At 71.6% G+C, this 23,060-nt stretch carries 19 protein-coding genes and 2 tRNA genes; 13 read left to right on the top strand and 8 right to left on the bottom strand.

Features of this window, described 5'->3' with window-relative positions:
• Window positions 1-9 precede the first annotated feature (9 nt).
• Genes RIN75_RS27740 through RIN75_RS27725 form a run of 4 tightly spaced genes read right to left on the bottom strand, consistent with a single transcriptional unit; the run spans window position 10 to window position 4,752 of the window.
• On the bottom strand, window positions 10-1,227 hold the full coding sequence (locus tag RIN75_RS27740) for a cation:proton antiporter (protein WP_309114972.1): 1,218 nt from the start codon (window positions 1,225-1,227) through the stop codon (window positions 10-12).
• Entirely contained in the window at window positions 1,224-3,386 is a 2,163-nt protein-coding gene (secD, locus tag RIN75_RS27735; protein WP_309114971.1) for a protein translocase subunit SecD, read from the bottom strand. Before secD ends, RIN75_RS27740 begins: the two co-directional genes overlap by 4 nt.
• A gap of 39 nt (window positions 3,387-3,425) precedes the next feature.
• Window positions 3,426-3,749, bottom strand: coding sequence for a hypothetical protein (locus RIN75_RS27730; RefSeq protein ID WP_309114970.1), 324 nt, complete (start codon window positions 3,747-3,749; stop codon window positions 3,426-3,428).
• Between the two features lie 25 nt (window positions 3,750-3,774).
• A complete protein-coding gene (locus tag RIN75_RS27725) occupies window positions 3,775-4,752 on the bottom strand; it encodes a tetratricopeptide repeat protein (protein ID WP_309114969.1) in 978 nt (325 codons plus the stop codon).
• A gap of 125 nt (window positions 4,753-4,877) precedes the next feature.
• Here RIN75_RS27725 and RIN75_RS27720 point away from each other — a divergent pair, with 125 nt between their 5' ends.
• Window positions 4,878-5,345: a MarR family winged helix-turn-helix transcriptional regulator gene (locus tag RIN75_RS27720; protein WP_309114968.1), complete on the top strand. Its 468-nt coding sequence runs from the start codon at window positions 4,878-4,880 to the stop codon at window positions 5,343-5,345.
• Between the two features lie 4 nt (window positions 5,346-5,349).
• On the opposite strand, the gene RIN75_RS27715 is transcribed toward RIN75_RS27720, so the two are convergent.
• Entirely contained in the window at window positions 5,350-6,555 is a 1,206-nt protein-coding gene (locus RIN75_RS27715; RefSeq protein WP_309114967.1) for an FAD/NAD(P)-binding oxidoreductase, read from the bottom strand.
• 164 nt (window positions 6,556-6,719) lie between these two features.
• On the opposite strand from RIN75_RS27715, the gene RIN75_RS27710 reads away from it, so the two are divergent.
• The 7 genes from RIN75_RS27710 (at window position 6,720) to RIN75_RS27680 (ending at window position 15,178) form a co-directional block, all read left to right on the top strand.
• Window positions 6,720-6,932, top strand: coding sequence for a hypothetical protein (locus tag RIN75_RS27710; RefSeq protein ID WP_309114966.1), 213 nt, complete (start codon window positions 6,720-6,722; stop codon window positions 6,930-6,932).
• 418 nt (window positions 6,933-7,350) lie between these two features.
• Window positions 7,351-9,213, top strand: coding sequence for an SDR family oxidoreductase (locus RIN75_RS27705; protein ID WP_309114965.1), 1,863 nt, complete (start codon window positions 7,351-7,353; stop codon window positions 9,211-9,213).
• Window positions 9,210-10,790, top strand: coding sequence for an AMP-binding protein (locus RIN75_RS27700; RefSeq protein ID WP_309114964.1), 1,581 nt, complete (start codon window positions 9,210-9,212; stop codon window positions 10,788-10,790). The genes RIN75_RS27705 and RIN75_RS27700 overlap by 4 nt, the downstream gene beginning before the upstream one ends.
• Before the next feature lie 41 nt (window positions 10,791-10,831).
• Entirely contained in the window at window positions 10,832-12,325 is a 1,494-nt protein-coding gene (locus RIN75_RS27695) for a LuxR C-terminal-related transcriptional regulator (RefSeq protein ID WP_309114963.1), read from the top strand.
• A 378-nt stretch (window positions 12,326-12,703) separates the two neighbouring features.
• Window positions 12,704-12,850, top strand: a complete 147-nt coding sequence (locus RIN75_RS27690) for a hypothetical protein (RefSeq protein WP_309114962.1) — start codon at window positions 12,704-12,706, stop codon at window positions 12,848-12,850.
• Between the two features lie 196 nt (window positions 12,851-13,046).
• Window positions 13,047-13,538: a PH domain-containing protein gene (locus RIN75_RS27685; RefSeq protein ID WP_309114961.1), complete on the top strand. Its 492-nt coding sequence runs from the start codon at window positions 13,047-13,049 to the stop codon at window positions 13,536-13,538.
• The gene (locus RIN75_RS27680) at window positions 13,535-15,178 is read left to right on the top strand and encodes a PH domain-containing protein (RefSeq protein WP_309114960.1); all 1,644 of its coding nucleotides are present in this window, start codon (window positions 13,535-13,537) and stop codon (window positions 15,176-15,178) included. Before RIN75_RS27685 ends, RIN75_RS27680 begins: the two co-directional genes overlap by 4 nt.
• On the opposite strand, the gene RIN75_RS27675 is transcribed toward RIN75_RS27680, so the two are convergent.
• The gene (locus RIN75_RS27675; protein ID WP_309114959.1) at window positions 15,140-16,105 is read right to left on the bottom strand and encodes a helix-turn-helix domain-containing protein; all 966 of its coding nucleotides are present in this window, start codon (window positions 16,103-16,105) and stop codon (window positions 15,140-15,142) included. The genes RIN75_RS27680 and RIN75_RS27675 overlap by 39 nt on opposite strands.
• Window positions 16,106-16,160: 55 nt before the next feature.
• On the opposite strand from RIN75_RS27675, the gene RIN75_RS27670 reads away from it, so the two are divergent.
• Window positions 16,161-17,438: an MFS transporter gene (locus RIN75_RS27670; protein WP_309114958.1), complete on the top strand. Its 1,278-nt coding sequence runs from the start codon at window positions 16,161-16,163 to the stop codon at window positions 17,436-17,438.
• Between the two features lie 3 nt (window positions 17,439-17,441).
• Here the strand turns inward: RIN75_RS27670 and RIN75_RS27665 are convergent, their stop codons facing one another.
• Window positions 17,442-18,953 (bottom strand): helicase HerA-like domain-containing protein, encoded by a 1,512-nt coding sequence (locus RIN75_RS27665; protein WP_309114957.1) that lies wholly within the window; start codon window positions 18,951-18,953, stop codon window positions 17,442-17,444.
• 86 nt (window positions 18,954-19,039) lie between these two features.
• Here RIN75_RS27665 and orn point away from each other — a divergent pair, with 86 nt between their 5' ends.
• The 3 genes from orn (at window position 19,040) to RIN75_RS27650 (ending at window position 21,530) form a co-directional block, all read left to right on the top strand.
• Window positions 19,040-19,699, top strand: a complete 660-nt coding sequence (gene orn, locus RIN75_RS27660; RefSeq protein ID WP_375296034.1) for an oligoribonuclease — start codon at window positions 19,040-19,042, stop codon at window positions 19,697-19,699.
• Between the two features lie 63 nt (window positions 19,700-19,762).
• A tRNA-His gene (locus tag RIN75_RS27655) sits at window positions 19,763-19,838 on the top strand.
• A 63-nt stretch (window positions 19,839-19,901) separates the two neighbouring features.
• The gene (locus RIN75_RS27650; RefSeq protein WP_309114955.1) at window positions 19,902-21,530 is read left to right on the top strand and encodes an ABC-F family ATP-binding cassette domain-containing protein; all 1,629 of its coding nucleotides are present in this window, start codon (window positions 19,902-19,904) and stop codon (window positions 21,528-21,530) included.
• Between the two features lie 50 nt (window positions 21,531-21,580).
• Here the strand turns inward: RIN75_RS27650 and RIN75_RS27645 are convergent, their stop codons facing one another.
• Window positions 21,581-22,627, bottom strand: a complete 1,047-nt coding sequence (locus RIN75_RS27645; protein WP_309114954.1) for an Ig-like domain-containing protein — start codon at window positions 22,625-22,627, stop codon at window positions 21,581-21,583.
• Window positions 22,628-22,986: 359 nt separating this feature from the next.
• Here RIN75_RS27645 and RIN75_RS27640 point away from each other — a divergent pair.
• Window positions 22,987-23,059 (top strand) — tRNA-Lys (locus tag RIN75_RS27640).
• The last annotated feature ends 1 nt before the right edge of the window (window position 23,060 follow it).

Raw genomic sequence — 23,060 nt, 5'->3', positions numbered from 1 at the left:
CCCGAGCCATCACGTCCGCCGATCATGCTCGACCCGATCCCCGGCCACCGCAAGGTCGTCGCCGAACCACCGCCGGGGCAGCAGCCACGTCAGCCGCTCCGACCGCAGCACCGCCAACGGCCCGATCACCGCCAGCAGCAGCACGTACCCGGCCACGAACGGCGCGACCCGGGAGTCCAGCCCCGCCGCCACCGCCATCGCGGCCAGGACCAGCGAGAACTCGCCCCGCGTCAGCACCGTCAACCCGATGTCCACCGCCTGCTGACGGTCGAACGAGTGCAGCTTCGCCGCGAACAGCCCCGCGCCCAGGTTCAGCACGATCGTCACCAACACCGCCGCCAGCACCGGCAGCACCACCCCACCGACCGCCCCCGGGTCGATGCTCAGCCCGAAGATGAAGAAGAACAGCGCCCCGAACGCGTCCCGCAGCGGCAGCACCAGTTTGTGCACCCGCTTCGCCACCCCCGAACCGCCGAGCACCGCGCCGACCATGAACGCGCCGATCGCGTCGGACACCCCCAGCTCGTGCGCCACCGCCGCACCGGTCACCGCCACGCCGACGAAGCACACCACCAGCAGCTCGTCGTCCATCCGCCCGAACAGCCTGGTCACCACCCGGCCACCCCACCGGGCGATGGCCGCCAGCACCAGCAGGAACAGGAACGCCTTGCCGAAGTCGAGCAGCGCCCGCACGCCCGAGGTCCCGCCGAGCACCGGCTGCAGCACCGCCAGGTACAGCGCCAGGAACACGTCCTCGATCACGATGATGCCCATGACCAGCCGGGACTCCGGCCGCCGCAGTCTCCCAGCCTCCACCAGCAGCTTGGTCACGATCGCCGACGACGAGATCCCGATCGCCCCGGCCACGACCAGCGCCTCCCGCGAACCCCACCCCAGCGCGAACCCGAACGCCAGCCCGCCGCCGATGTTGAGCGCCAGGTACCCGACGCCCGCGAACGCGAGCTTGCGCCCGCCGGACACCAGGTCGTCCACGGAGAACTCAAGACCGAGGTAGAACAGCAGGAACACCAGGCCGAGACTGGCCAGCACGCCCATCTCGGCCGGGTCGTCCACAAGGGACAGACCGGGGGTGTTCGGACCGAACAGGATGCCGGCGACCATGAACAGCGGGATGGTCGGCAGTCCGATCCGGACACCGGCGCGGGCGATCAGTCCCGCCGCCAGGAACGCGCCGCCGACCGCGAGCAGGGCGTGGCCTGTGTTCATCGTCGAGCCTCCAGCGCGATCGCGACCGGTGCCGCCGTCAGGACGGTCGAGACGGTACCGGCGACGAGCCCGATCAGCAGCGCGGTGGCGAAGTCGGCGAGCGACCCGTCACCCAGCACCAGCAGCGCGCCCAGCACGAACAGCACGCCGATGCCGGTGTTCACCGTCCGCGGCACGGTTTGCAGCACCGCCGCGGACACCACGTCCGCGTAAGGCGTCGACCGCCGCGCCCGGCGCAGCTCGCGAACCCGGTCGAACACCACCACCGAGTCGTTCACCGAGTACCCGATCACGGTCAGCAGCGCGGCCAGGAACACCCCGTCCGCCGTCTTCCCCAGCCACGCGAACGCGCCCACGAGCACCACGACATCGGCCACCAGCGCGACCACGGTCGCCAGTCCCAACCGCCAGTCGAACCGCACCGCCAGGTACGCCAACTGCGCGGCCACCGCGATGCCCAACGCCACCAGCGCGTTGCGCCGCAACTCCGCCCCCAGCGACGGCCCGATCAACTCGTTGCGAACCTGCGAAGCCCCTCCAGCAGCCCTATCCACGGCGTCACCAACCCGTGCCGCCTGCGATTCGTCGATCGGCCCGGTCCGCACGGAGATCCCGTTGTCCCCCGACGTCGCCACGACCGCGTCCCCGAACCCGGCCGCCACCAGCTCCGCCCGCACCCGTCCGGCGTCCACAGAGGACGCCGTGTACTCGATCATCCGCCCGCCGGTGAACTCCACCCCCAGCTCCAACCCGCGCACGAACAACCCCAACACCGCCACCACCGCGACCGCACCCGCCGCGAACAACCACCGCCGAGGCCGCCGGAACAGCTCGAACCCCTTGGTGCCGAGCCACGTCCGCACTCGCCCCAGGTCGTGCAGCCCGCTCCACCGGGGCCGCCGCTCCAGCACCGGCATGACCAGCTGCAACAGCACCCGGGTCAGCACCAGCGCGCTGAACAGCGACGCCAGCACCCCGATGGCCAGCGTGACCCCGAACCCCTTCACCGGCCCCGTGGCGAGCCAGAACAACAACCCGGCCGCCAACAACGTCGTCACGTTCGAGTCCGCGACCGCGCTCAGCGCCCCCTTGAACCCCTGGTCCACCGACCGCGGCAAACGCTTGCGCCGCGCGAACTCCTCCCGCGACCGTTCGAACACCAGCACGTTCGCATCCACCGCCATGCCGATGGCCAGCACGAACCCGGCCAACCCGGGCAAGGTCAAAGTCGCCCCAACACCCAACAAGGCCGCATACGCCAGGACCGCGTAGCCACCCAGCGCCAACACCGCCACCAGCCCCGCGAGCCGGTAGACGAACACCAGGAACAACCCGGTCAACGCGATCCCGATGACCGCCGCCCGCGCACTGGCCTCGATGGCCTCGGCCCCCAACGTCGGCCCCACGGTCCGCTGCTCGACGACCTCCACCGGCACCGGCAACGCCCCGGACCGGATCACCAGCGCCAGCTCACGCGCCTCGTCCTGGCTGAACTTCCCGGTGATCTGCGTGCTGCTCCCGATCATGCCCGTGCCGCACACCACCGACGGGTCGACCCGCGGTGCCGACACCACCTTCCCGTCCAGCACGAACGCCACCCTCCGACGGGTGTCACCCGGCTGGTAACAGGCAGCCTCCGCAGTCACCTTCTGCCACTTCGAAGGCGCGTCCCCCTGGAAATCAACCGTCACCTGGTACCCCGCACCAGCCGAGTTCGGCGCGGCCTGGGCCCCCTTGATCCCCTCCCCCGTCATCACCACAGCACCCAGCGCCACCGAATCACCTTCAGGCGTCGGCACGTCACCAGGCCCCGTCACAGGCTGCACGACCAACTGCGCGGTCCGCCCCAGCACCTCGACGGCCTCCGCCGGGTCCTGCACCCCCGGCAGTTCGACCACGATCCGACGATCACCCGACCGCGCCAGAACAGGTTCGGCGACACCCAACTCGTCCACCCGCCGGCGCAACACCTCCATCGCCCGATCGGTGTTGTCAGAGGTGGCTTCAACAGGCGTTTCCAGCACGATCTGAGTACCGCCGCGCAGGTCGAGACCGAGGCGCGGCTGGCTGGTGAGCAGGACGAACGTCGACGCGGCGAGCACGCCGAGGGACAACAGCCCTCGGACGAGGAGTTCTCGCCGCGCGCGAAAGCGCGGCATGACGGGGTGACCTCCGGGGTCGGGGAAGGGAGAAGAGGATCAGAAACCGGAGGTCAAAGGCGGTGCACGCTCACCCAGCAGATCACGAACGGCGCGCTCGGCACCAAGCTGTACGGGCTCAACCACATCCGCGAACCGACGCGGCTCCGGCGCGACGTGGACGGCCGGCTGGACACCGTCGAGCGGCTGGCCCTGGTGCCCCTGCTGGACCGGGTGGGTCGTGGCCCGCGTGGCGGCCGTACCCGGGAGGTGGACGGCGTCGACCGCCGCCGAAAAACCCGCGACATCGCCGCGTTCGAGGGCGACGGGAGCGGCCAGCACGAACCCGGCGATCAGCGCCAGGACCGCCAGCAGTCTCGTCACGGGTGCCCTCCTCCCGACGACCAGGCTACCGACCACCGCCGAGCACGACGACCGATCCGCCGACCAGCGCGCACAGCCAGCCGAGCACCAGCGGCTGCATCGTCGTCGCGCCCAGGAACAACGCGACCGTCCACCCCGCCAGCACCAGCGTCGACAACCCGAACAGCGCCGCCACCACCGCCACCTTCGGCCGGTACCGCGGCAACACCCACACCGCACGCCGCGCCCGCAGCAACAACTGCCCGACCACCACGCACACCGCCAGCACCAACGCCGCGGAGAACCACCCCAGCAACGGCGTCGGCTTGGGCATCCCCGCCAACAGCAGCAACAACCCGCCCGCCACCAGCAACGCGGCCACCCGCGAGAACACCGGCCACACCAACTCGTGCGCCCGGCTCAACGCGTCCCCGGACGGCGGTCGGGCCGGCGCACGCCGTTTGCGCTGGACCGTGGCCAGGTTCGCGTGCACGTCCTCGTCCACCGGGTCCAGCCGCAGCGCCGACCGGTAGGCCCACTCCGCCGTGCCCCAGTCCCGCACCCGCAGCGCCGCGTCACCCAGCACCTGGAACGCCCGCGCCTCGGTCGGCGCGAGGTGCGCCGCCTCCCGCGCCACCTCGACCGCTTCGAGCCGCGTGTCCGGCGCCGCCGCCAGCACCTCCGCCAGCACCACGTGGCACCGCCAGTCGCCGGGCTTGCGCCGCACGCACTCCCGCGCCGCCACCGCCGCCTCGGCGTGCCGCCCCAACTCGCTCAACGCCAGGGCCGCCAACCGCTGCGCCCAGGCGTGGTCACCGTCCAGCACGAGTGCCCGCTTGGCCGCGTCCAGAGCGGGATCGGGCTCCCCCACGTCGAGGTGCGCCGCCGCCAACCGGCACCACGCCTCGGCGTGCAGCGGATGAGCCACCAACGCGGGCCGCAGCAGTTCGATGGCCTTCCGCGGCAATCCCCGTGCGGTGAGTTCCGCGGCCCGCACGACGACCGCGGCGATCGGCTCGCCCATGTGAACACACCTCCCGCACTCCGCCGCACAGTGTGACAGCGCCGAACCGCGTCCCCCACCGGGTGATCCTTCCGACCTGGGACTTCTCACCGGGGAAGTAACCACTGTTGACGTACAATCGGTCCATGGAGCCCCTGCCGCCGGGCTGCGCAAGCCACTCCGACCTGAACTTCCTCCTGCACCGCGCAGCCCAGCAACTGGGCACCGCCGCCCAGGAGGCCTCCGCCCGGCACGGCATCACCACCCGCGGCCAACTCGTCCTCACCGCCCTGACCACCGAGGCCCTCCCCCGCACCCAGTTGGCTCTGGGCGCTGCCCTCGGCGTGGACAAAACCACCCTCACCGCGGAACTGGACCGCCTCGAACGCGCCGGCCTGATCATCCGCAACCCGGATCCCACCGACCGCCGCGTCCGCTTCCCCGCCATCACCGACGCAGGCCGCGAAGTCCAAGCGGAGGTCCGAAAACTTCACGCCGCGGTGGAAACCGAATTCACCGCCACGCTCGACCCTTCGGACCGCGAAACCCTGCGCACCCTCCTCGAACGCCTGATCACCACCAACGACCGCCCGAACAGCGGCTCCTGCATGTAACCGGTCACACCAGGTCAGCGAGGTTGGAAGAGCGGAGCTGATCAGGAGAAACGGCCGCCTGGGCGTCCACCAAAGCCTGCAACGCCACCCCGTCGTCCCACTGGTTGACGTTCATCGCCGCCCGCAACCGCCCGTCCCGCAGCCAGAACGCGGTGAAGTCCCGCTCCTCCAGCGACCCCCGCACCACCAACTGGTCCTTCTCCGCGTCCGCCAGCCCCCGGTACTCCATCCCCAGGTCGTACTGGTCCGAGAAGAAGTACGGCGCCGCCGCGTACGGTTCGCCGCGCCCGAGCAAGGTCCCCGCGACGTGTGCTCCCTGGTCCTTGGCGTTGGCCCAGTGCTCGATGCGCACCCGCCTGCCGTACCGGGGATGGTCGTGCGACGCGATGTCCCCCACCGCGCACACGCCGGCCACCGACGTCCGCAGCGCCGCGTCGACCGCGACACCACCTTCGGCCATCGCCAGTCCCGCCTTCTCCGCCAACTCGAGCGCGGGCCGGGCGCCGACGCCCACGACCACCACGTCACCCTCGACCACGGACCCGTCCGCCAGCCGGACCCCGTTCGGCAGGAAGCCGTCCACCCCGACCCCGAGCCGCCAGGCGACCCCGTGGTCGGCGTGCAGCCCGCGGAAGACCTCACCGACCACCGGACCCAGCACCCGCCGCAGCGGCAGGTCGACCGGATCGACGACGGTCACGTCACCCCCGCGCACGCGCGCCGCCGCGGCGACCTCGCAGCCGATCCACCCCGCACCCACCACCACGACGCGGGCCCCGGGCACCAGCCGCTCGCGCAGTCCGAGGGAGTCCTCGACGGTCCGCAGGAGGTGCAAACCTGGGAGGTCTCCACCCGGAACGGGCAACGTGCGCGGAACCGAGCCGGTGGCCAGGACCAGCCGATCGTACGAATGCGTTGCTCCCGCGGAGTCCACGATCACCCGTTCGCCGACCCGGACCTCGGTGATCTCGACCCCCAGCCGCAGCTCCACGCCGTGCGCTTCGTAGAACCCCTCCTCGTGCACCCGATTGGGCCACTCGGCGTTCCCGACCAGCACGTCTTTGGACAACGCGGGCAGTTCGTAGGGCTGGTGCCGCTCCCGGCCGAAGATGACGAGGCCGCCGTCGTACCCCCGCTCCCGCAACGCGCCGGCCGCGGAGGCGCCGGCCAGGCCAGACCCGATTATCACGATGCGTTGCGGTTCAGCCATTTTTCACCCTCCCAGGTGACTGGAGCGATGACCACGTGCGACGCTATCGACAGCTCGGCACGGTCGCCCGTCGGGATTTTTCCCGTCATGGCACCAACCCGCGTGCGTCCCTTCCCCGGGTGCACCCGGATTGGTCCGAGCACCCGTGTCGAGAAGTGGGAGGTATGGGGGCCGTGGGTACTGGCAAGGAGTGGCAGATCTCCTGCCGCGACATCGCATCCCGTCGCCGTGACATGACCGTCTTCGTCAGCCAGGGGCACGTGGTGGTGACCGTGCCACCGGGCGAGGCCGCGGTGCTGACCCCGCTGGAGGTCGGCCGCCTGCGCGCCGCCCTGCGCGACGCGGTGGTCAACGCCTCCGGCAACCCGGAGCACTAGCGCTCCACCGCACCCTCACCCCCGCGACACCCGCGTGCACCCGCGGGCTCTCCAAACAGCGCGCGCACTCACTCGCCGGCCACCGCAGCATCGCAGCACCACGCCCGCCGCCGGCCACCCCAGCACCGCGCGCACCCGCCGGCCACCCCAGCACGGCGAGCCACCGCACGCCCCGCAGCACCGGACGCCACCCCGCGCGAAAGTGCGCACCTGTGCCCCGGCCCAGCGCGCCCGCAGCGCGAAACAGTGCCGCCCGCGCGCCCAACCCCCGCCACCCACCACCAAAAACCGCAGGTCAGGCTGCCCGGAACCGATCAACGGCCGGCCGCCGGCCCCCGTTCACCATCATCCCACCGCCCACCGACAATTTCGCCGCGCGCTCTTCCTACTCACGGGTAGGTAGTGCCACTATCGAGCCGTGAGCACCTACTTCGTCACCGGCGCGACGGGCTTCATCGGCCGCCGCCTGGTCGAGAGGCTTCTGGCTCGGCCGGACTGCGACAACGTGTTCGCCCTGGTCCGGCCGCAGTCCGCGGACCGGGTCGCGAAGCACGACAAGCTCACCGTCGTCCCGGGCGACCTGCGGAACCCGATCGACCCGGACACCCCCGCCGCCGACCACGTCGTCCACCTCGGCGCGATCTACGACCTGACCGCCCCCGAGGACGAGCAGCACCTCACCAACGTCCTCGGCACCCGGCACGTCCTCGACTTCGCCCGCGCGCACCGCAGCGTCCTGCACCACGTCTCCTCCATCGCCGTCGCGGGCGACTACCGGGGCACCTTCCACGAGGACGACTTCGACCTCGGCCAGCACCACCCCTCCCCCTACCACCGGACCAAGTTCGAGGCCGAAAAACTGGTCCGCGCCGCCACCGGCACCCGCTGGCGCGTCTACCGCCCGGCTGTGGTCGTCGGCGACTCGACCACCGGCGAGATCGACAAGGTCGACGGCCCGTACTACTTCTTCCCGCTCATCGCCGCGCTCGCGCACCTCCCGACCAGGCTCCCCCTCGTGGCCCCGCACTTCGGCGCGACGAACATCGTCCCGGTCGACCACGTCGTCGAAGCCCTCGACCGCCTGATCCACGCCGACGTCCCCGACCACAGCACCTTCCACCTGACCTCGGACAACATCTCCCTCACCGACGTCTACAACGCCCTCGCCGCACCCGCCGGAGCCCCGAAGGTCCGCGCCGCCTGGCCCACGCTGCCCCTCCCGGCCGCCCCCACCAGCGCGATCCTCACCGGCACCCTCACCGAGCTGGGCATCCCCCCGCACGCCCTGCCCAACCTGGCCCTCAACGCCACGTTCGACTCGACCGCCACCCGCACCACCACCGGCCTCGAACCACCCGCCTTCCCCACCTACGCCGAAACCCTCTGGCGCCACTGGCAGGACCACCTCGACCCGCTCCGCGCAGCCCGCAAGCACGGCCTCGCCGGCCGCACCGTCCTGATCACCGGCGCGTCGTCGGGCATCGGCCGCGCCACCGCGCTCGCCGTCGCCAAGAAACAAGCCACCGTCCTCCTCGTGGCCCGACGAGCGGAAGAACTCGACCAGGTAGCCGACGAGATCAACCAGTCCGGCGGCAAGGCCCACACCTACCCGTGCGACCTCACCGACGCCGAAGCCGTCGAAGCCCTGCTCAAACAAGTGCTCGCCGACCACGACGGCATCGACATGCTGGTCAACAACGCCGGCCGCTCGATCCGCCGTTCCGTGCACCTCAGCGTGGACCGCCTGCACGACTACGAGCGCACGATGGCGCTGAACTACTTCGCCCCGCTGCGCCTGATCCTCGGCCTGCTCCCGCACATGCAGGAGCGCCGGTTCGGGCACATCGTGAACATCTCCAGCATGGGCGTGCAGATCAACACCCCGCGCTTCTCCGCCTACCTCGCCTCGAAGGCCGCGCTCGACGCGTTCAGCCGGGTCGCCGCCGCCGAGACCGTCGCGGACGGCGTGACTTTCACGTCCGTGCGCATGCCGTTGGTGCGCACGCCGATGATCGGTCCCTCCAAGGTCTACGACGCGTTCCCCGCCGCCACACCGGAACGCGCCGCGCAGTGGGTGGTGCGCGCGCTCGAACGCCGCCCCGAGGAAGTGAACCTGCCGCTGGGCGTCCTGGTCGAACTGGCCCGGAAGCTCGCCCCGAAGACGATGAGGTCGTTGGTGCACCTGGGATACCGCGCGATGCCGGAACGAAGCGAACGCACGTCACCGCCGGCCGCCGTGGCCGCCGGCGTGACCCGACTGACCCTGCGAGCCCTGCGGTGAACCGGGTCGCCGGCGCGGTCCGCGCGCTGCTGGTGCTGGTGAAGGCCGGGGTCGTGCGGCCGATGAACCCGTTGAAGCTGCTGAAGGTCCTCGACGCCTACCTCCAGTGGGACATCACCCTGGCGTCCGGGTTCGCCATCGGCGCGGCCCGCCACCCGGACCGGCCCGCGATCGTCGACGACCTGGGTTCGTTGTCCTACAAGGAAGTCGACGAACGCACCACCCGCCTCGCGCACGGCCTGCGCGACCTCGGCGTCACCGCGGGCAGCAAGGTCGCCGTGCTGTGCCGCAACCACCGGGGTTTCATCGAGACCACCACCGCGTGCGTGAAGCTCGGCGCGGACACCGTCCTGCTCAACACCGGCCTCAGCACCGGCCAGATCGCGACCGTGCTGCGCGAGCAGGACGTCTCGCTCGTCGTGGCGGACACCGAGTTCCGCGACCTGCTGGCCAACGCACCGCGCAAGGTCCGCCGCGTCATCGCGTGGGTGGACAGCCCCACCAAGAGCCGCACCCTCGAAGAACTCATCGCCGGCTCCCCCGCCACGACGCTGCCCAAGCGCCCGCCGCGCGGCCGGCTGATCGTCCTCACCTCCGGCACCACCGGCGCGCCCAAGGGCGCCAAGCGGCCCGAACCGGGGAGCCTCATGCCCGCCGCCGCGCTGCTCTCCCGCATCCCGCTCCGCGCGGGCGACCGGTTCGCCGTGCCCGCGCCGCTGTTCCACACCTGGGGCCTGGCCGCGTTCCAGATCGGGCTGGTCCTGGGCGCGACTTTCGTGCTGCGCCGCAAGTTCGACCCGGCCACCACCGTGGCGGACACCCGGAACCACCGCGCGGACGCGTTGTTCGTCGTTCCCGTGATGCTGCAACGGATCCTCGAACTGGAGCACCGCGCGCACCTGCCGCACCTGCGGGTCGTGGCGTCCAGCGGCTCGGCGCTCCCGCCGCCGGTCGCCAAGCGGTGCCTCGAAGAACTCGGGCCTGTCCTCTACAACCTGTACGGGTCGACGGAAGTCTCGTGGGTCAGCATCGCCCGCCCGGACGAACTGGCCCGCCACCCCGACACCGCCGGCCTCCCGCCGCACGGCACCCGCGTGGAGATCCTGGACGAGCAGGGCCGCCCCGTGCCGCCCGGCGCGACCGGCCGCATCTTCGTCACCAACGACATGCTGTTCGACGGCTACACCAACGGCAGCAGCAAGGAGGTCCGCGACGGGCTGATGTCCACCGGCGACGTCGGTTACCGCAACGGGTCCGGCCTGCTGTTCGTGGCCGGTCGGGACGACGAGATGATCATCTCCGGCGGCGAGAACGTGTACCCGCGCGAGGTCGAGGACCTGCTGGCCGGCCTCAAGGGCGTGCGCGAGGTGGCCGTGGTGGGTGTTTCGGACGACCAGTTCGGGCAGCGGCTGGCGGCGTACGTGGTGTGCGACGAGCCCAGCGCGCTGGACGCGGAGGCCGTGCGCGAGCACGTGCGGGACAACCTGGCGAAGTTCTCCGTGCCGCGCGACGTGGTCTTCCTCGACGCCTTGCCGCGCAACGCCACCGGGAAAGTGCTCAAGCGCGAACTGAAATGAGTATCCTGCCCGTCGGGGGGCGAGCGAACCCGATGATTCCCGTGCCACGCACCGACGCGACGCCGGCACCGGCGCCCGACGCGCCGCCCCTGCCCGCGCCCGCCGACGCACCCGGACCGGCCGCCGCCACCGTCCCGACCCACGCGCCCGTTCCAGCCCACGCGACCGCGCCGACCGACACAGCCGCCCCAGCCGATGCGACCAGCCCGCCGGGCAAGCGGACCGCCCGGCCGGCGGATCCGCGTGCGGGTGCCCTCGCCAACCTGCGCGAAGCCCGCCGCGCCCTGGACGAAGGCCGCCCCGGCGACGCCCTGGAAGCCGCCGAGAAGGCCGTGGCCGCCTTCTCCTGGCTCGACGACGCGGAAGGCGTGGCGTTCGCCGTCCTCACCCAGTCCATCGCGCTCGGCAAGCGCGGCCTGCTGCCCGGCGCCCTGGACACCATCGACCGGATCCGCCAGATCGCCTCCGCCAACCGCCACACCCAGCTCCAGGCGTGGTGCAGCTACGCCCAGGCCGTCGTCGAACTGCGCCTGGACTCCCGCGAACGGTCCCTGCACTCGCTGTCCCGCGCGCTGGGCCTGGCCGAGATGACCGGCGACCACGAACTGGTCGGCTCGATCCTGTTCGAGCAGGCCAACCTGATGCGCACGCAGTACCACGAGCACTGCATGACCCGTTCCGACGCCGCGCGGTGCAGCTCGGACGGCGAACCGTGCCTGCGCAAGCTGCGGCGCGCCGAATCCCTGTGCGCGCAGGTCAGGGAGAAGTGGAAGCAGGTGGACGACCCGATCCGGATGGCCCGGGTCAACCTGCTGCTCGCGCACGTCCGCCTCGACCTCGGCGACGTCGACCGGGCGCTGCGCTCGTGCCGGCGCGCCGACCACCTGCTCGCCGGCCACGACCGGCCCGTCCTCAAGGCCGAACTGCTCATGGCGCGCGCTCGGGTCAACGGGGCGCGCGGCCGGTCCACCGACGAGGTCAGGCAGCTCGCGCACGCCGCCGAGCTGGCCATGGGCTGCCTGGCGCGTGAGGTGGCGGTCCGGGCGCACGGGGCCCTCAGCGCCGCCTACGAGCGCACGGGACGGCTCGACGCGGCCCTGCGGCACGCCCGCGCCCAACTGGAGCAGTACCGGCTGTGGGAACTCCAGGAGGGCCGGGACCTGTTGCGGATGCGCGAGCACGACCTGTCCGCGCGGCTGGTGGAGCAGTTGGCGCACCAGCGGTTCGAACCGCGCCGCGAGGCCACCGTGGCCCGGCCGCCGGACCGCCGGGAGCCGCTGCGGGCCACGTCCACCGCCGAACAGGTCAGCCGGCGCATCGCCCGGGCGTTGGACGCGGGCCTGACCAAACGGGGCATCGAGGTGCTCCGCCGGGTGGCCGGCGGGGACAGCACCGCCGCCATCGCCGCCGACCTGGGACTTTCCCCCAAGACCGTGCAGAACCACCTCCAGCGCATCTACCGGACCATCGGCGTCCGGGACCGCGCCGGGGCGGCGGTGTGGTGGGTGGAGGTCGGGGACGGGTCCAGTGGCTGAGAACACATCCGGACTCCGTCGTGACCGGGATGGCCGATCCGTGCCGCCAATGGTGGGATGTTCACGACGATCACACCGCCGTCCTTGGGGGATTTGCCTATCGCGCTGCGACAGAACTGGGTGATGAGCCGCACGACACCTGTGTGCCATGCTCCGCTTGGACGCTTCTCCCTGCGTCCCCTGGCGAGCGGCGGTAGTGCGATGCGGGTGGTCGGTGGGCAGTGGGGCCCCGCTGACCGCACCCGCGCGCCGCGACACCGGGTGCCCACCGGCCGTGCGGGTGCGGCCGGTCGATCAGGCGGAACCGGCCCCGCCGCGCCGGCCGTACCGGCCGAACCCCTCCAGTCCAGGCCGCTACCGATCGAACGGAGCCAGACGATGGTTGTGAACACGATCCGCAGAATCCTCGCCGTGGCCGCCCTGTGCGCGGGCCTCGGCGCGGTGCTCGCCGCCCCGGCGAGCGCGGAAGTGCAGGGCGAGAGCACGGCCTCGGAAATCTTCACGCCGCCGTACGTCCAGCCGTAAAACCGAACGAACGTCCTCAGGGCCAGGTCTGCCCGCGAGGCCGCCGTCGGCTTGTCGCGTCGCCTTTTCCGACGATCACGCTCTTCGATCGGCGGAAAACGCGGCGCGACAAGCCGACACCCAGGGCGGCCGAGCCGCGCGACGCCAGTCGCGCCATTCAACACAGCGGGCCGGCCTTTGGGGCACAGTGGACCGTGTGAGCACCGATCAGCTGCGCCTGCGCGCGCCGCGGCACCGGGTGAGCCGCAAGTCGATCACCCTCTGGACGTTGCACGCCGTGATCGGCTGGGCCGTGCTCCTGGTGCCCCAACTCGTCGCGCTGCCCTTCGGCGGCACGTCGTGGCAGGTCGCGGCCCTGGTCGCCACCCTGGTCGTGGGCATCGCGCACACCCTGGTCATGCCGCGCTGGCGGTACCGGGTGCACCGCTGGGAGGCCACCCCGGACGCGGTCTACACGCTGGCCGGCTGGCTCAACCAGGAGTGGCGCATCGCGCCCGTGTCCCGCATCCAGACCGTCGACACCAAGCGCGGCCCGTTGCAGCAGCTCCTGGGCCTGTCCACGGTGACGGTCACCACGGCGTCCGCCGCCGGCCCGGTGCACATCGAGGGCTTGGACCACGACGAGGCCGTCCGCCTCGCCGACGAACTCACCACCACCACCCAGGCCACCCCGGGCGACGCGACATGACCGCCGACCACCCCACCCCGCCGCCCGCCGACGACCCGGCCGCACCGCCCGCCGACCACCCGGCCGCACCGCCCGCCGACCCGCTCACCAGCGCCCCGCTCACCGACCTGCCCGTCGCGCCCGAGTACGCCGAACCCGTCGTCGACTGGCACCGGCTGGACGTCCGGATGCTCGTCGTCCGCCCCCTGAACGAGATCGTCAACCTGGTCCCCGTCTTCCTCGGCCTCCTCCTGCTCGGCCGCGGCGAGACGTGGCGCATCCTGGCCAGCGTCGGCGTGATCGTCGCCATCGTGGTGTTCGGCCTGCTGCGCTGGGTGACCACCCGCTACCGCATCACCGCCGACCAGGTCGAGCTGCACACCGGTCTGTTCGTGCGCAAGCGCCTGGCCGTGCCCCGCGACCGCATCCGCACCGTCGACCTGACCGCCAAGCTCGGCCACCGCCTGTTCGGCCTGTCCGCGATCCGCGTCGGCACCGGCCAGCGCGACCAGCCCGGCGAGGACGGCCTGACCCTCGACGCCGTGTCCTCCGCCGAAGCCGAACGCCTCCGCGTACTCCTCCTCACCCGCACCACCACCACCGCAGCCCCCGAGCCGAAGGCCGCCGAAGGCACCGTCCTGTCCACCTGGGACACCCGCTGGCTGCGCTACGCCCCGCTCACCCTGTCCGGCCTGGTCGCGGTCGGCGCGCTGTTCGGCCTGGTCGTGAACTACGCGCGCGAACTCGACGTCGAGGTCCTCGGCCCGATGACCGACCTCGCGCACTGGGTGGTCGAACAGCCGATCTGGCTGACGGTGTCCGTGTTCACCGGCGCGGTCCTGCTGATCGCGGGCCTGGGTTCGGTGCTCGTCTACGTCGTCCAGTTCTGGGGCTACCGGCTGACCCGCGAGCCCGACGACACCGTTCGCGTGCAACGGGGTCTGCTCACCACCAGGTCCGTTTCCGTTGCCGAACAACGACTCCGCGGCGTCGAGATCGAGGAACCCCTGCTCCTGCGGGCCGGGCGCGGCGCGCACGCCAAGACCGTCACCACGGGCCTGGGCCGCAAGGGCGAGAGCAACCTCCTCCTCCCACCGGCCCCGATCACCGAAGCCCACCGCGTCTCGGCCCTGGTCCTGCACCAACCGACCTCGCCCACCCAGGCCACCCTGCGCCGCCACCCCATCGCCGCCCTGCGCCGCCGCGTGATCCGGGCCATCACCCCGGTCCTGGTCCTGACCGCGGTCGTGGCGTACCTGGCCCCGTCGTGGACGTGGCTCCCGATCGCCCTGCTCCCCGTCTCCGCACTCCTCGCGTGGGACCGCTACCGCTCCCTCGGCCACGCCCTGACCGACCGCTACCTCCTGGCCCGCCAGGGCTCGGTGATCCGGGAAACCGTCGCCTTGCAGCGCACCGGCATCATCGGCTGGCGCATCTCCCGCTCCTTCTTCCAGCGGCGCTCGGGCCTGGTCACCATCTCCGCGACCACCGCCGCCGGCGACGGCGCGTACCACGTCGTCGACGTGGCGGAGGCGGACGGCCTGGCGGTGGCGGACGAAGCGGTGCCGGGCCTCCTGCGCCCGTTCCTCGAAGCGCCTTCGGAAGTGCGGTCAGAAGTGCGGTCAGGCGGAGCGGAAGGTGGTGCGGTAGGCGCTGGGTGACACGCCCAGCAGCGCGCTCATCTGCTGGCGCAGGGCCGCGCCCGTGCCGAACCCCGAGTGCCGCGCGACCTGGTCGACCCCCAGGTCCGTGGTCTCCAGCAGGTGCCGCGCCAGCTCCACCCGCCGCTCGGTGATCCACTTGCCCGGCGACACCCCGGTCTCCTCCCGGAACCGCCGCGTGAACGTCCGCACGCTCATCCGCGCCCGCTCCGCCAGCACCCGCAGCTCCAACGGCTCGGCCAGGTGCTCCAACGCCCAGGCGCGGGCCGGCGCGGTGGACGTGTCGGCGACGTCCGGCACCGGCCGCACGATGAACTGGGACTGACCGCCCGGCCGCCACGGGGGCACCACGCACCGGCGCGCGGCCAGGTTGGCGATCTCGCTGCCGTGGTCGTTGCGCACGACGTGCAGGCACAGGTCGATCGCCGACCCGACGCCGGCAGAGGTCAGCACGTCCCCGTCGTCCACGAACAGCACCTCCGGGTCGAGGTCGACCCGCGGGTACAGCGCGCGGAACCGGTCGGCGTGCATCCAGTGCGTGGTGGCCCGGCGGCCGTCCAGCAGACCCGCCGCCGCCAGCACGAACGCCCCGGTGCACGTCGACATCACCCGGGCTCCGCGCGCCGCAGCCGCCTGCAACGCCTCGCACACCTCGGGCGCGACGACCCCGTCCAGGACCTCGGACCCGGAGTGGACCCCCGACACGACCACCGTGTCCACTTCGGTCAGCAACTCCAGCCCGTGGTCCGGGGTGACGGTGAACCCGGACGAGCTGTGCACCGGCCGACCGCCCGGGGTGCAGACCCGAACCCGGTAGAAGCGCCGCTCTTCGTCATCTCGGGCTGCGTTGAAGACCTGCGGCGGTGTACCAAGGTCGAAGCCCACGACCTCGTCCAGCGCGAGAACAGCGACCTCGTGGCGGTCCATGGCCGGATTCTTTCACACAATGGCTGTCCGGCCACTTCCACCGGCCCCGTCGATCATGGAAGCTGTCCGCGTGACTGGGAGGAAGCAAAACTGGGCTTGGGTGGTTGCCGGGGTGTCGTTCGTGGCACTCGTGGGGGCTGCCGCGTTCCGCGCGACCCCGGGCGCGTTGATCGAACCGCTCCAGCAGGAGTTCGGCTGGTCCACCGGCCTGATCGGCCTGGCCGTGTCGGTGAACCTCGTGCTGTTCGGCGTGACCGCGCCCTTCGCCGCCGCCCTGATGGAGCGGTTCGGGGTGCGGCGGGTGGTGTCGTTCGCGCTGGTCATGGTGGCGATCGGCAGCGGGCTGACCGTGTTCATGACCTCCGCGTGGCAGTTGGTGCTGTTCTGGGGCGTGATGGTGGGCCTGGGGACGGGCTCGATGGCGCTCGCGTTCGTCGCGACCATCACCGGCCGGTGGTTCATCAAGCACCGGGGCCTGGTGACCGGTGTGCTCACGGCGGGTGGCGCGACCGGGCAGCTGGTGTTCCTGCCCGCGGTGGCGCACCTGTCGGAGTCGTCGGGCTGGCGCTCGGCGTCGCTGATGGTGTCGGCGGCGGCGCTGGCCGTGGTGCCGCTGGTGTGGTTCCTGCTGCGGGAGTACCCGGCCGACCTGGGCGTGCCCCTCTACGGCGGCACCGAGGTCGTGCCTCGTCCGGAGCGGACTTCCGGCGCGGCCCGCCGGGCGATCGGCGCTCTGACGTCGGCCGCCCGCACCGGCCCGTTCTGGTTCCTGGCAGGCGGTTTCGCGATCTGCGGCGCCACCACCAACGGCCTGGTCGGCACCCACTTCATCCCCGCCGCCCACGACCACGGCATGCCCACCACGACGGCGGCCGGCCTGCTGGCCCTGGTCGGCATCTTCGACATCGTCGGCACGATCCTGTCCGGCTGGCTCACCGACCGCGTCGACTCCCGTGTGTTGCTGGCGGCCTACTACACGCTTCGCGGCGCGTCTCTTCTGGTGCTGCCGCAACTGTTCCACGAGTCGGTGCAGCCGAGCATGCTGGTGTTCATCATCTTCTACGGCCTGGACTGGGTCGCGACCGTGCCCCCGACCGTGGCGTTGTGCCGCGAGGTCTTCGGCGCTTCGGCCCCGGTCGTCTTCGGCTGGATCTTCGCGTCACACCAACTGGGCGCCGCCATCGCCGCCACCGCGGCAGGCCTCACCCGCGACCACTTCGGCAACTACCACCCGGCTTGGTACGCGGCGGGCGCGCTGAGCATCGGCGCGGCCTTCCTGTCCATGAAGGTCCGCCGCAAGACCCCGGAACCACTCGTGCCGCAGCCGGTCTGAGGATCAGCGGCGCTTGCGGGCGGTGCCGAAGATGCCTCGGGTGATTTCTCGACCCAGGGCGCTTGCGGCTGACCGCAGGAACGACTTCACCGCCGAGTTGCCCAGCACCTTCTCCACCACACTGGGCTCCTCGGCGCGTTCCGGCTCCTGGTGCGGCGCCTCGGGAGTCGGCGGCGCTACCTTCGCCGCCAGCTTCTCGTAGGCCGACTCACGGTCCACCGTCTCCGCGTACTTCCCGTTCAGCTCCGACGACCCCGCCGCCTGCTTGATCGCGTCCGCCCCGATTGTGTCCATCAAGGACCGCGGTGCACGAAGCCGGGTCCACGCAACAGGCGTCGGCGCGCCCTTCTCGCTCAGCACGGTCACCACCGCCTCGCCGATCCCCAGCGACGTCAACGCCTTCTCCAGGTCGTAGTGCGGCGACGTCGGGTACGTCTTCACCGTCTTCGCCAGCGCCGCCTGGTCCTCCGGCGTGAAAGCCCGCAGAGCGTGCTGCACCCGCGCACCCAACTGCGACAGCACGGAGTTCGGCACATCGGTCGGCAGCTGCGTGCAGAAGAACACCCCCACACCCTTGGACCGGATCAGCTTCACCGTCTGCGTGATCTGCTCCAGGAAAGCCTTCGACGCGTCCGCGAACAGCAAGTGCGCCTCGTCGAAGAAGAACACCAGCTTCGGCTTTTCCAGGTCCCCCTCCTCGGGCAGCTCCTGGAACAGCTCCGCCGGCAACCACATCAGGAACGTCGAGAACAGCGCGGGCTTCGACTGCAACTCCGCCAACTCCAGCAGCGACACCACACCGCGCCCGTCGGACGACACCCGCATCAGGTCGCGCGGGTCCAACTCCGGTTCACCGAAGAACGTGTCACCGCCCTGCGCCTCCAGGTTCACCAGCGACCGCAGGATCACGCCCGCCGTCGCCGACGACACCCCGCCCAGCCCCTTGAGGTCCGCCTTGCCCTCCTCGGACGTCAGGTGCGTGATCACCGACCGCAGGTCCTTGGTGTCCAGCAGCGGCAGCCCGCGCTGGTCGGCCCAGTGGAAGATCAGGCCGAGCGTGGACTCCTGCGTGTCGTTGAGCCCCAGCACCTTCGACAGCAGGATCGGCCCGAAGCTGGTGATCGTCGCCCGCACCGGCACGCCCGACCCGCCCGTGCCCAGCGACAGGAACTGCACCGGGAACGCGGCGGGCTGCCAGTCGTCGCCGGTCTCCGCGGCCCGGGTGGTGATCCGGTCGTTGGCCGCACCCTCCCGCGACAGCCCGGACAGGTCGCCCTTGACGTCCGCCATGACCACCGGCACGCCTGCCGCCGACAACTGCTCCGCGACGAGCTGCAACGTCTTGGTCTTGCCGGTGCCGGTGGCGCCCGCCACCAGGCCGTGCCGGTTCAGGGTGGCCAGCGGGATGCGGACGCGGGCGGCGGGGTCGACCGTTCCGTCGACCAGCACGGCCCCTAGTTCGACGGCCGCGCCCTGTGACGCATAGCCCTCGGCGATGTCGGTCTGAGCCGTCATTGCAGCGAGCGTAATGAGATTGGTAGGTCTCGCCACTCGAAGCGACCGCGGTGTCCGACGATCCGACGACTAGGCTCGCGCGGGTGATGGATCGCTTGGTGTGGATCGACTGCGAGATGACCGGGCTCGACCTGGGCAAGGACGCCCTCATCGAGATCGCGGCGCTGGTGACCGACGCGGAGCTGAACGTGCTCGGCGAGGGGGTCGACGTGGTGATCCACGCCGACGACACCGCGCTGGACTCGATGCCGGAAGTCGTGATGGCGATGCACGCCAAGTCCGGCCTCACCGAGGAGGTCCGCCGCTCCACCGTGACGCTGGCCGACGCCGAGGCGCAGGTGCTGGCCTACATCAAGGAGTGGGTCCCGGACCCGCGCACCGCCCCGCTGGCGGGCAACTCGATCGCCACCGACCGCGGCTTCATCGCCCGCGACATGCCCGAGCTGGACGCCCACCTGCACTACCGGATGGTCGACGTGTCGTCGATCAAGGAGCTGGCCCGGCGCTGGTACCCGCGCATCTACTACGCGCAGCCGGAGAAGGGCCTCGCGCACCGGGCGCTGGCGGACATCCGCGAGTCCATCCGCGAGCTGGCCTACTACCGGCGGACCGCGTTCGTGCCGCAGCCCGGTCCGTCGACCGAGCAGGCCCAGGCGGTGGCGGCCGAGCTGCTGGCCGCCGACCGGGACGTCGAGCAGGCCGCCGCGGACCGGGCCGCCGACCACGCGGTCGAGCCCGGGAAATAGGGTCGATTTCAGTCCCGGCGGTAGGGCACTGTATGCTTCATGCCGCCGGGTCGACCGGTCTTGGTGGGTGTAGCTCAGCTGGCAGAGCACTGGGTTGTGATCCCAGGTGTCGCGGGTTCAAGTCCCGTCACTCACCCCAAGCGAAACGCCCCCTGGCCACCCGGCCCGGGGGCGTTTTTCTCATTCGAGGAGTTCAGTCGCAGTGAGCGCCACACTCGTCGCGAAAGGCCTCGCCGCGGGCCACGGGGACCGCGTGCTGTTCTCCGGCCTGGACCTGGTCGTCGCGCCCGGTGACGTCGTCGGTCTCGTCGGGGCGAACGGCGCGGGCAAGTCCACCCTCCTGCGCACGCTCGCCGGCCTGCTGCCGGCCGACGAGGGTGTGATCCGCCTCTCCCCCACCACCGCGACCGTCGGCCACCTGCCGCAGGAGCCCGAGCGCCGGCCGGGCGAGACGGTCCGCGACTTCCTGGCCCGCCGCACCGGCGTCACCGCCGCCCAGGCCGAGCTGGACCGGGCGACCGAGGCGCTGGCCGCGGGCGTCGACGACGGGTACTCCGAGGCGCTGGAGCGGTGGCTCGCGCTCGGTGGCGCGGACCTGGCCGAACGGGCCGAGGAGGTGGCCGCGGACCTCGGGTTCACGATGAGCCTCGACCAGCCCATGACGTCGCTGTCCGGCGGCCAGGCGGCCCGCGCGGGCATGGCGTCGCTGCTGCTCAGCCGCTACGACGTGTTCCTGCTCGACGAGCCCACCAACGACCTGGACCTGGACGGCCTGGCCCGGCTGGAGGCGTTCGTCACGGGCCTGCGCGCGGGCACCGTGCTGGTCTCCCACGACCGCGAGTTCCTGGCCCGCACGGTGACCCGGGTGGTCGAGCTGGACCTGGCGCAGCAGCAGGTCCGCGCCTACGGCGGCGGCTACGAGTCGTACCTGGAGGAACGCGAGATCGCCCGCCGGCACGCCCGCGAGGACTACGAGGAATACGCCTCGACCCGCCAGGCGCTGGAGGAGCGCGCCCGGGCGCAGCGGGCGTGGATGGAGAAGGGCGTCAAGAACGCGCGGCGCAAGGCGGGCGACAACGACAAGATCGGCCGCAAGTTCCGCACCGAGGCGACCGAGAAGCAGGCGTCCAAGGCCCGCCAGACCGAACGGCTCATCGAACGGCTGGAGGTCGTCGAGGAGCCGCGCAAGGAGTGGGAGCTGCGGATGGAGATCGCCGCGGCGCCGCGTGCGGGTGCCGTTGTCGCGGTCCTGCGGGGCGCCACGCTGACCCGCGGCTCGTTCACGCTCGGACCGGTGGACCTCCAGATCGACTGGGCGGACCGGGTGGCCATCACGGGCGCCAACGGGGCGGGCAAGTCGACGCTGCTGGCGGCCCTGCTGGGCCGGGTTCCGCTCGACGCGGGCTCGTCCGCGCTGGGTCCGGGCGTGGTGGTGGGCGAGATCGACCAGGCGCGCGGGCTGTTCCTGGGCGACGAGGCGCTGGTGGACGCGTTCGGCGCGGCCGTGCCCGACATGACCCCGGCGGACGTCCGCACGCTGCTGGCCAAGTTCGGCCTCAGGGCGGCGCACGTGCTGCGGCCGGCGGCGTCGCTGTCCCCCGGCGAGCGCACCCGCGCGGCGCTGGCCCTGCTCCAGGGCCGGGGCGTGAACCTGCTGGTCCTGGACGAGCCGACGAACCACCTCGACCTGCCCGCGATCGAGCAGCTGGAGCAGGCCCTGGACTCCTACCCGGGCACGTTGCTGCTGGTCACGCACGACCGGCGGATGCTGGACGCGGTGCGCACGACCCGCCGCCTGGAGGTGGCGGCGGGTCGCGTGAAGGACCTGTGAGCTAGCGGTTTCCGGTTGGCCGCTGCCGGTTGGCGGCTGCCGGCTGCCGGTTAGCGCTTGCCGCCCTTGACCCACTCTTCCCAGGGGATCTGCCAGTCGCCGAAGCCGTCGGTGGGCTCCAGCGCCGGCCCGCCCGAGTTGGTGACGATCACGATGTCACCGGGCTTGGAGATGTCGTAGACCCAGCGGGCGTTGTCCGGGGACAGGTTCAGGCAGCCGTGGCTGACGTTGCGGTGACCCTGGTCGCCGATCGACCACGGGGCGCTGTGGAAGAAGATGCCGCTGTGGGACATGCGGGTCGCCCACTTCACCGGCGTGACGTAGCCGCCGGCTTCCAGGGAGAGGCCGTAGGTGCGGGAGTCCATGACGATGTCGGCGTGCTTCTCCATGGTCACGTAGGTGCCCGTGGGGGTGGCGTTCTCCGCGTTGCCCATCGAGGTGGGCATGGTGCGGGCGACCTGGCCGTTGATCTTGGTGACGACCTGGTGGGTGCCGCCGTCGGCCTCGTGGATCACGGCGTCACCGATGGTGATGGTCGCGGAGCGGTCCTCTTCGCCGTAGATGCCGTTGCCGAGGTGCTTGCCGTAGACCTTGGCGTTGACCGTGATCTTGGTGCCGGACGCCCAGTAGTTCTGCGGGCGCCAGTGGACGGTCTTCTCGTCGAACCAGTAGAACGCGCCCTCGACCTTGGGCTCGGTGGTTATGGAGATCATCGCCTCGGCCGCGGCCTTGTCCGCGATCGGCTCGTCGAAGGAGAACGAGAGCGGCTGGCCCACGCCGACGGTCCAGCCGTCGAGCGGGTAGATCGACAGGAAGGTCAACGTGCGCGGCCGCACGGTGGTGAAGGTGGACGTCTTGGTGGCGGTCTGGCCGTCCGCGCCCTGGCCGGTGACGGAGAGCGTGTAGGTCTTGCCGTAGCCCAGCGGCTCGGAGTTCGTCCACTGGAGACCGTCCGGCGACAGCTGACCCGCGACGACCTTGCCCTCGGGGTTGGTCAGCGTGGCCTGGGTGATCTTGCCGTCGGTCGCGGTGGCGACGACCGGAAGTCCGGGCGCCACGTCGACGGCCTGGTCGGCGGGCCCCGTGCTCAACGTCACGGGCTTGGGCGGCGGCGTGGAGGACGTGCTCGTGCTCGTCCCGGTGGAAGCGCTCTCACTAGCGCCACTGGCCGTACACCCGGCCGCGACCAAGGCGACCAACCCCACCGCCAACGCTCTCAGCGTCCCCCGGCGCACCGACATCCCCGTTGCCTCTCTTCCCCTCACGACACCCCAACGGGTGTCCCCACAACAAGGTGACGCCTGGAGGGTTGACGCCGTTGCCCGAGATGCCGGATCGTTACGCCCGCGAAGTTCCCCTTGGTTGCGGACCCGCACACCGCCCCTGACCAGGCGATTGGGAACCGCGTAGGACGCTGTGCTAATGTTTCTCCCGTCGGAAGGGCCAAGCCCCTCCAGCGCCGCTAGCTCAACTGGCAGAGCAGCTGACTCTTAATCAGCGGGTTCGGGGTTCGAGTCCCTGGCGGCGCAC

Source organism: Saccharothrix sp., assembly GCF_031180885.1.
Taxonomy (GTDB): Bacteria; Actinomycetota; Actinomycetes; order Mycobacteriales; family Pseudonocardiaceae; genus Actinosynnema.
This window is presented reverse-complemented; position numbering and strand designations above follow the sequence as displayed.

Excerpts from the sequence above, each read along its gene's own strand:
- RIN75_RS27740 (WP_309114972.1), bottom strand. The coding sequence starts at position 1,227 with ATGAACACAGGCCACGCCCTGCTCGCGGTCGGCGGCGCGTTCCTGGCG.
- secD (WP_309114971.1), bottom strand. The coding sequence starts at position 3,386 with ATGCCGCGCTTTCGCGCGCGGCGAGAACTCCTCGTCCGAGGGCTGTTG.
- RIN75_RS27725 (WP_309114969.1), bottom strand. The coding sequence starts at position 4,752 with ATGGGCGAGCCGATCGCCGCGGTCGTCGTGCGGGCCGCGGAACTCACC.
- RIN75_RS27720 (WP_309114968.1), top strand. The coding sequence starts at position 4,878 with ATGGAGCCCCTGCCGCCGGGCTGCGCAAGCCACTCCGACCTGAACTTC.
- RIN75_RS27715 (WP_309114967.1), bottom strand. The coding sequence starts at position 6,555 with ATGGCTGAACCGCAACGCATCGTGATAATCGGGTCTGGCCTGGCCGGC.
- RIN75_RS27710 (WP_309114966.1), top strand. The coding sequence starts at position 6,720 with ATGGGGGCCGTGGGTACTGGCAAGGAGTGGCAGATCTCCTGCCGCGAC.
- RIN75_RS27690 (WP_309114962.1), top strand. The coding sequence starts at position 12,704 with ATGGTTGTGAACACGATCCGCAGAATCCTCGCCGTGGCCGCCCTGTGC.
- RIN75_RS27680 (WP_309114960.1), top strand. The coding sequence starts at position 13,535 with ATGACCGCCGACCACCCCACCCCGCCGCCCGCCGACGACCCGGCCGCA.
- RIN75_RS27675 (WP_309114959.1), bottom strand. The coding sequence starts at position 16,105 with ATGGACCGCCACGAGGTCGCTGTTCTCGCGCTGGACGAGGTCGTGGGC.
- RIN75_RS27670 (WP_309114958.1), top strand. The coding sequence starts at position 16,161 with ATGGAAGCTGTCCGCGTGACTGGGAGGAAGCAAAACTGGGCTTGGGTG.
- RIN75_RS27665 (WP_309114957.1), bottom strand. The coding sequence starts at position 18,953 with ATGACGGCTCAGACCGACATCGCCGAGGGCTATGCGTCACAGGGCGCG.
- orn (WP_375296034.1), top strand. The coding sequence starts at position 19,040 with ATGGATCGCTTGGTGTGGATCGACTGCGAGATGACCGGGCTCGACCTG.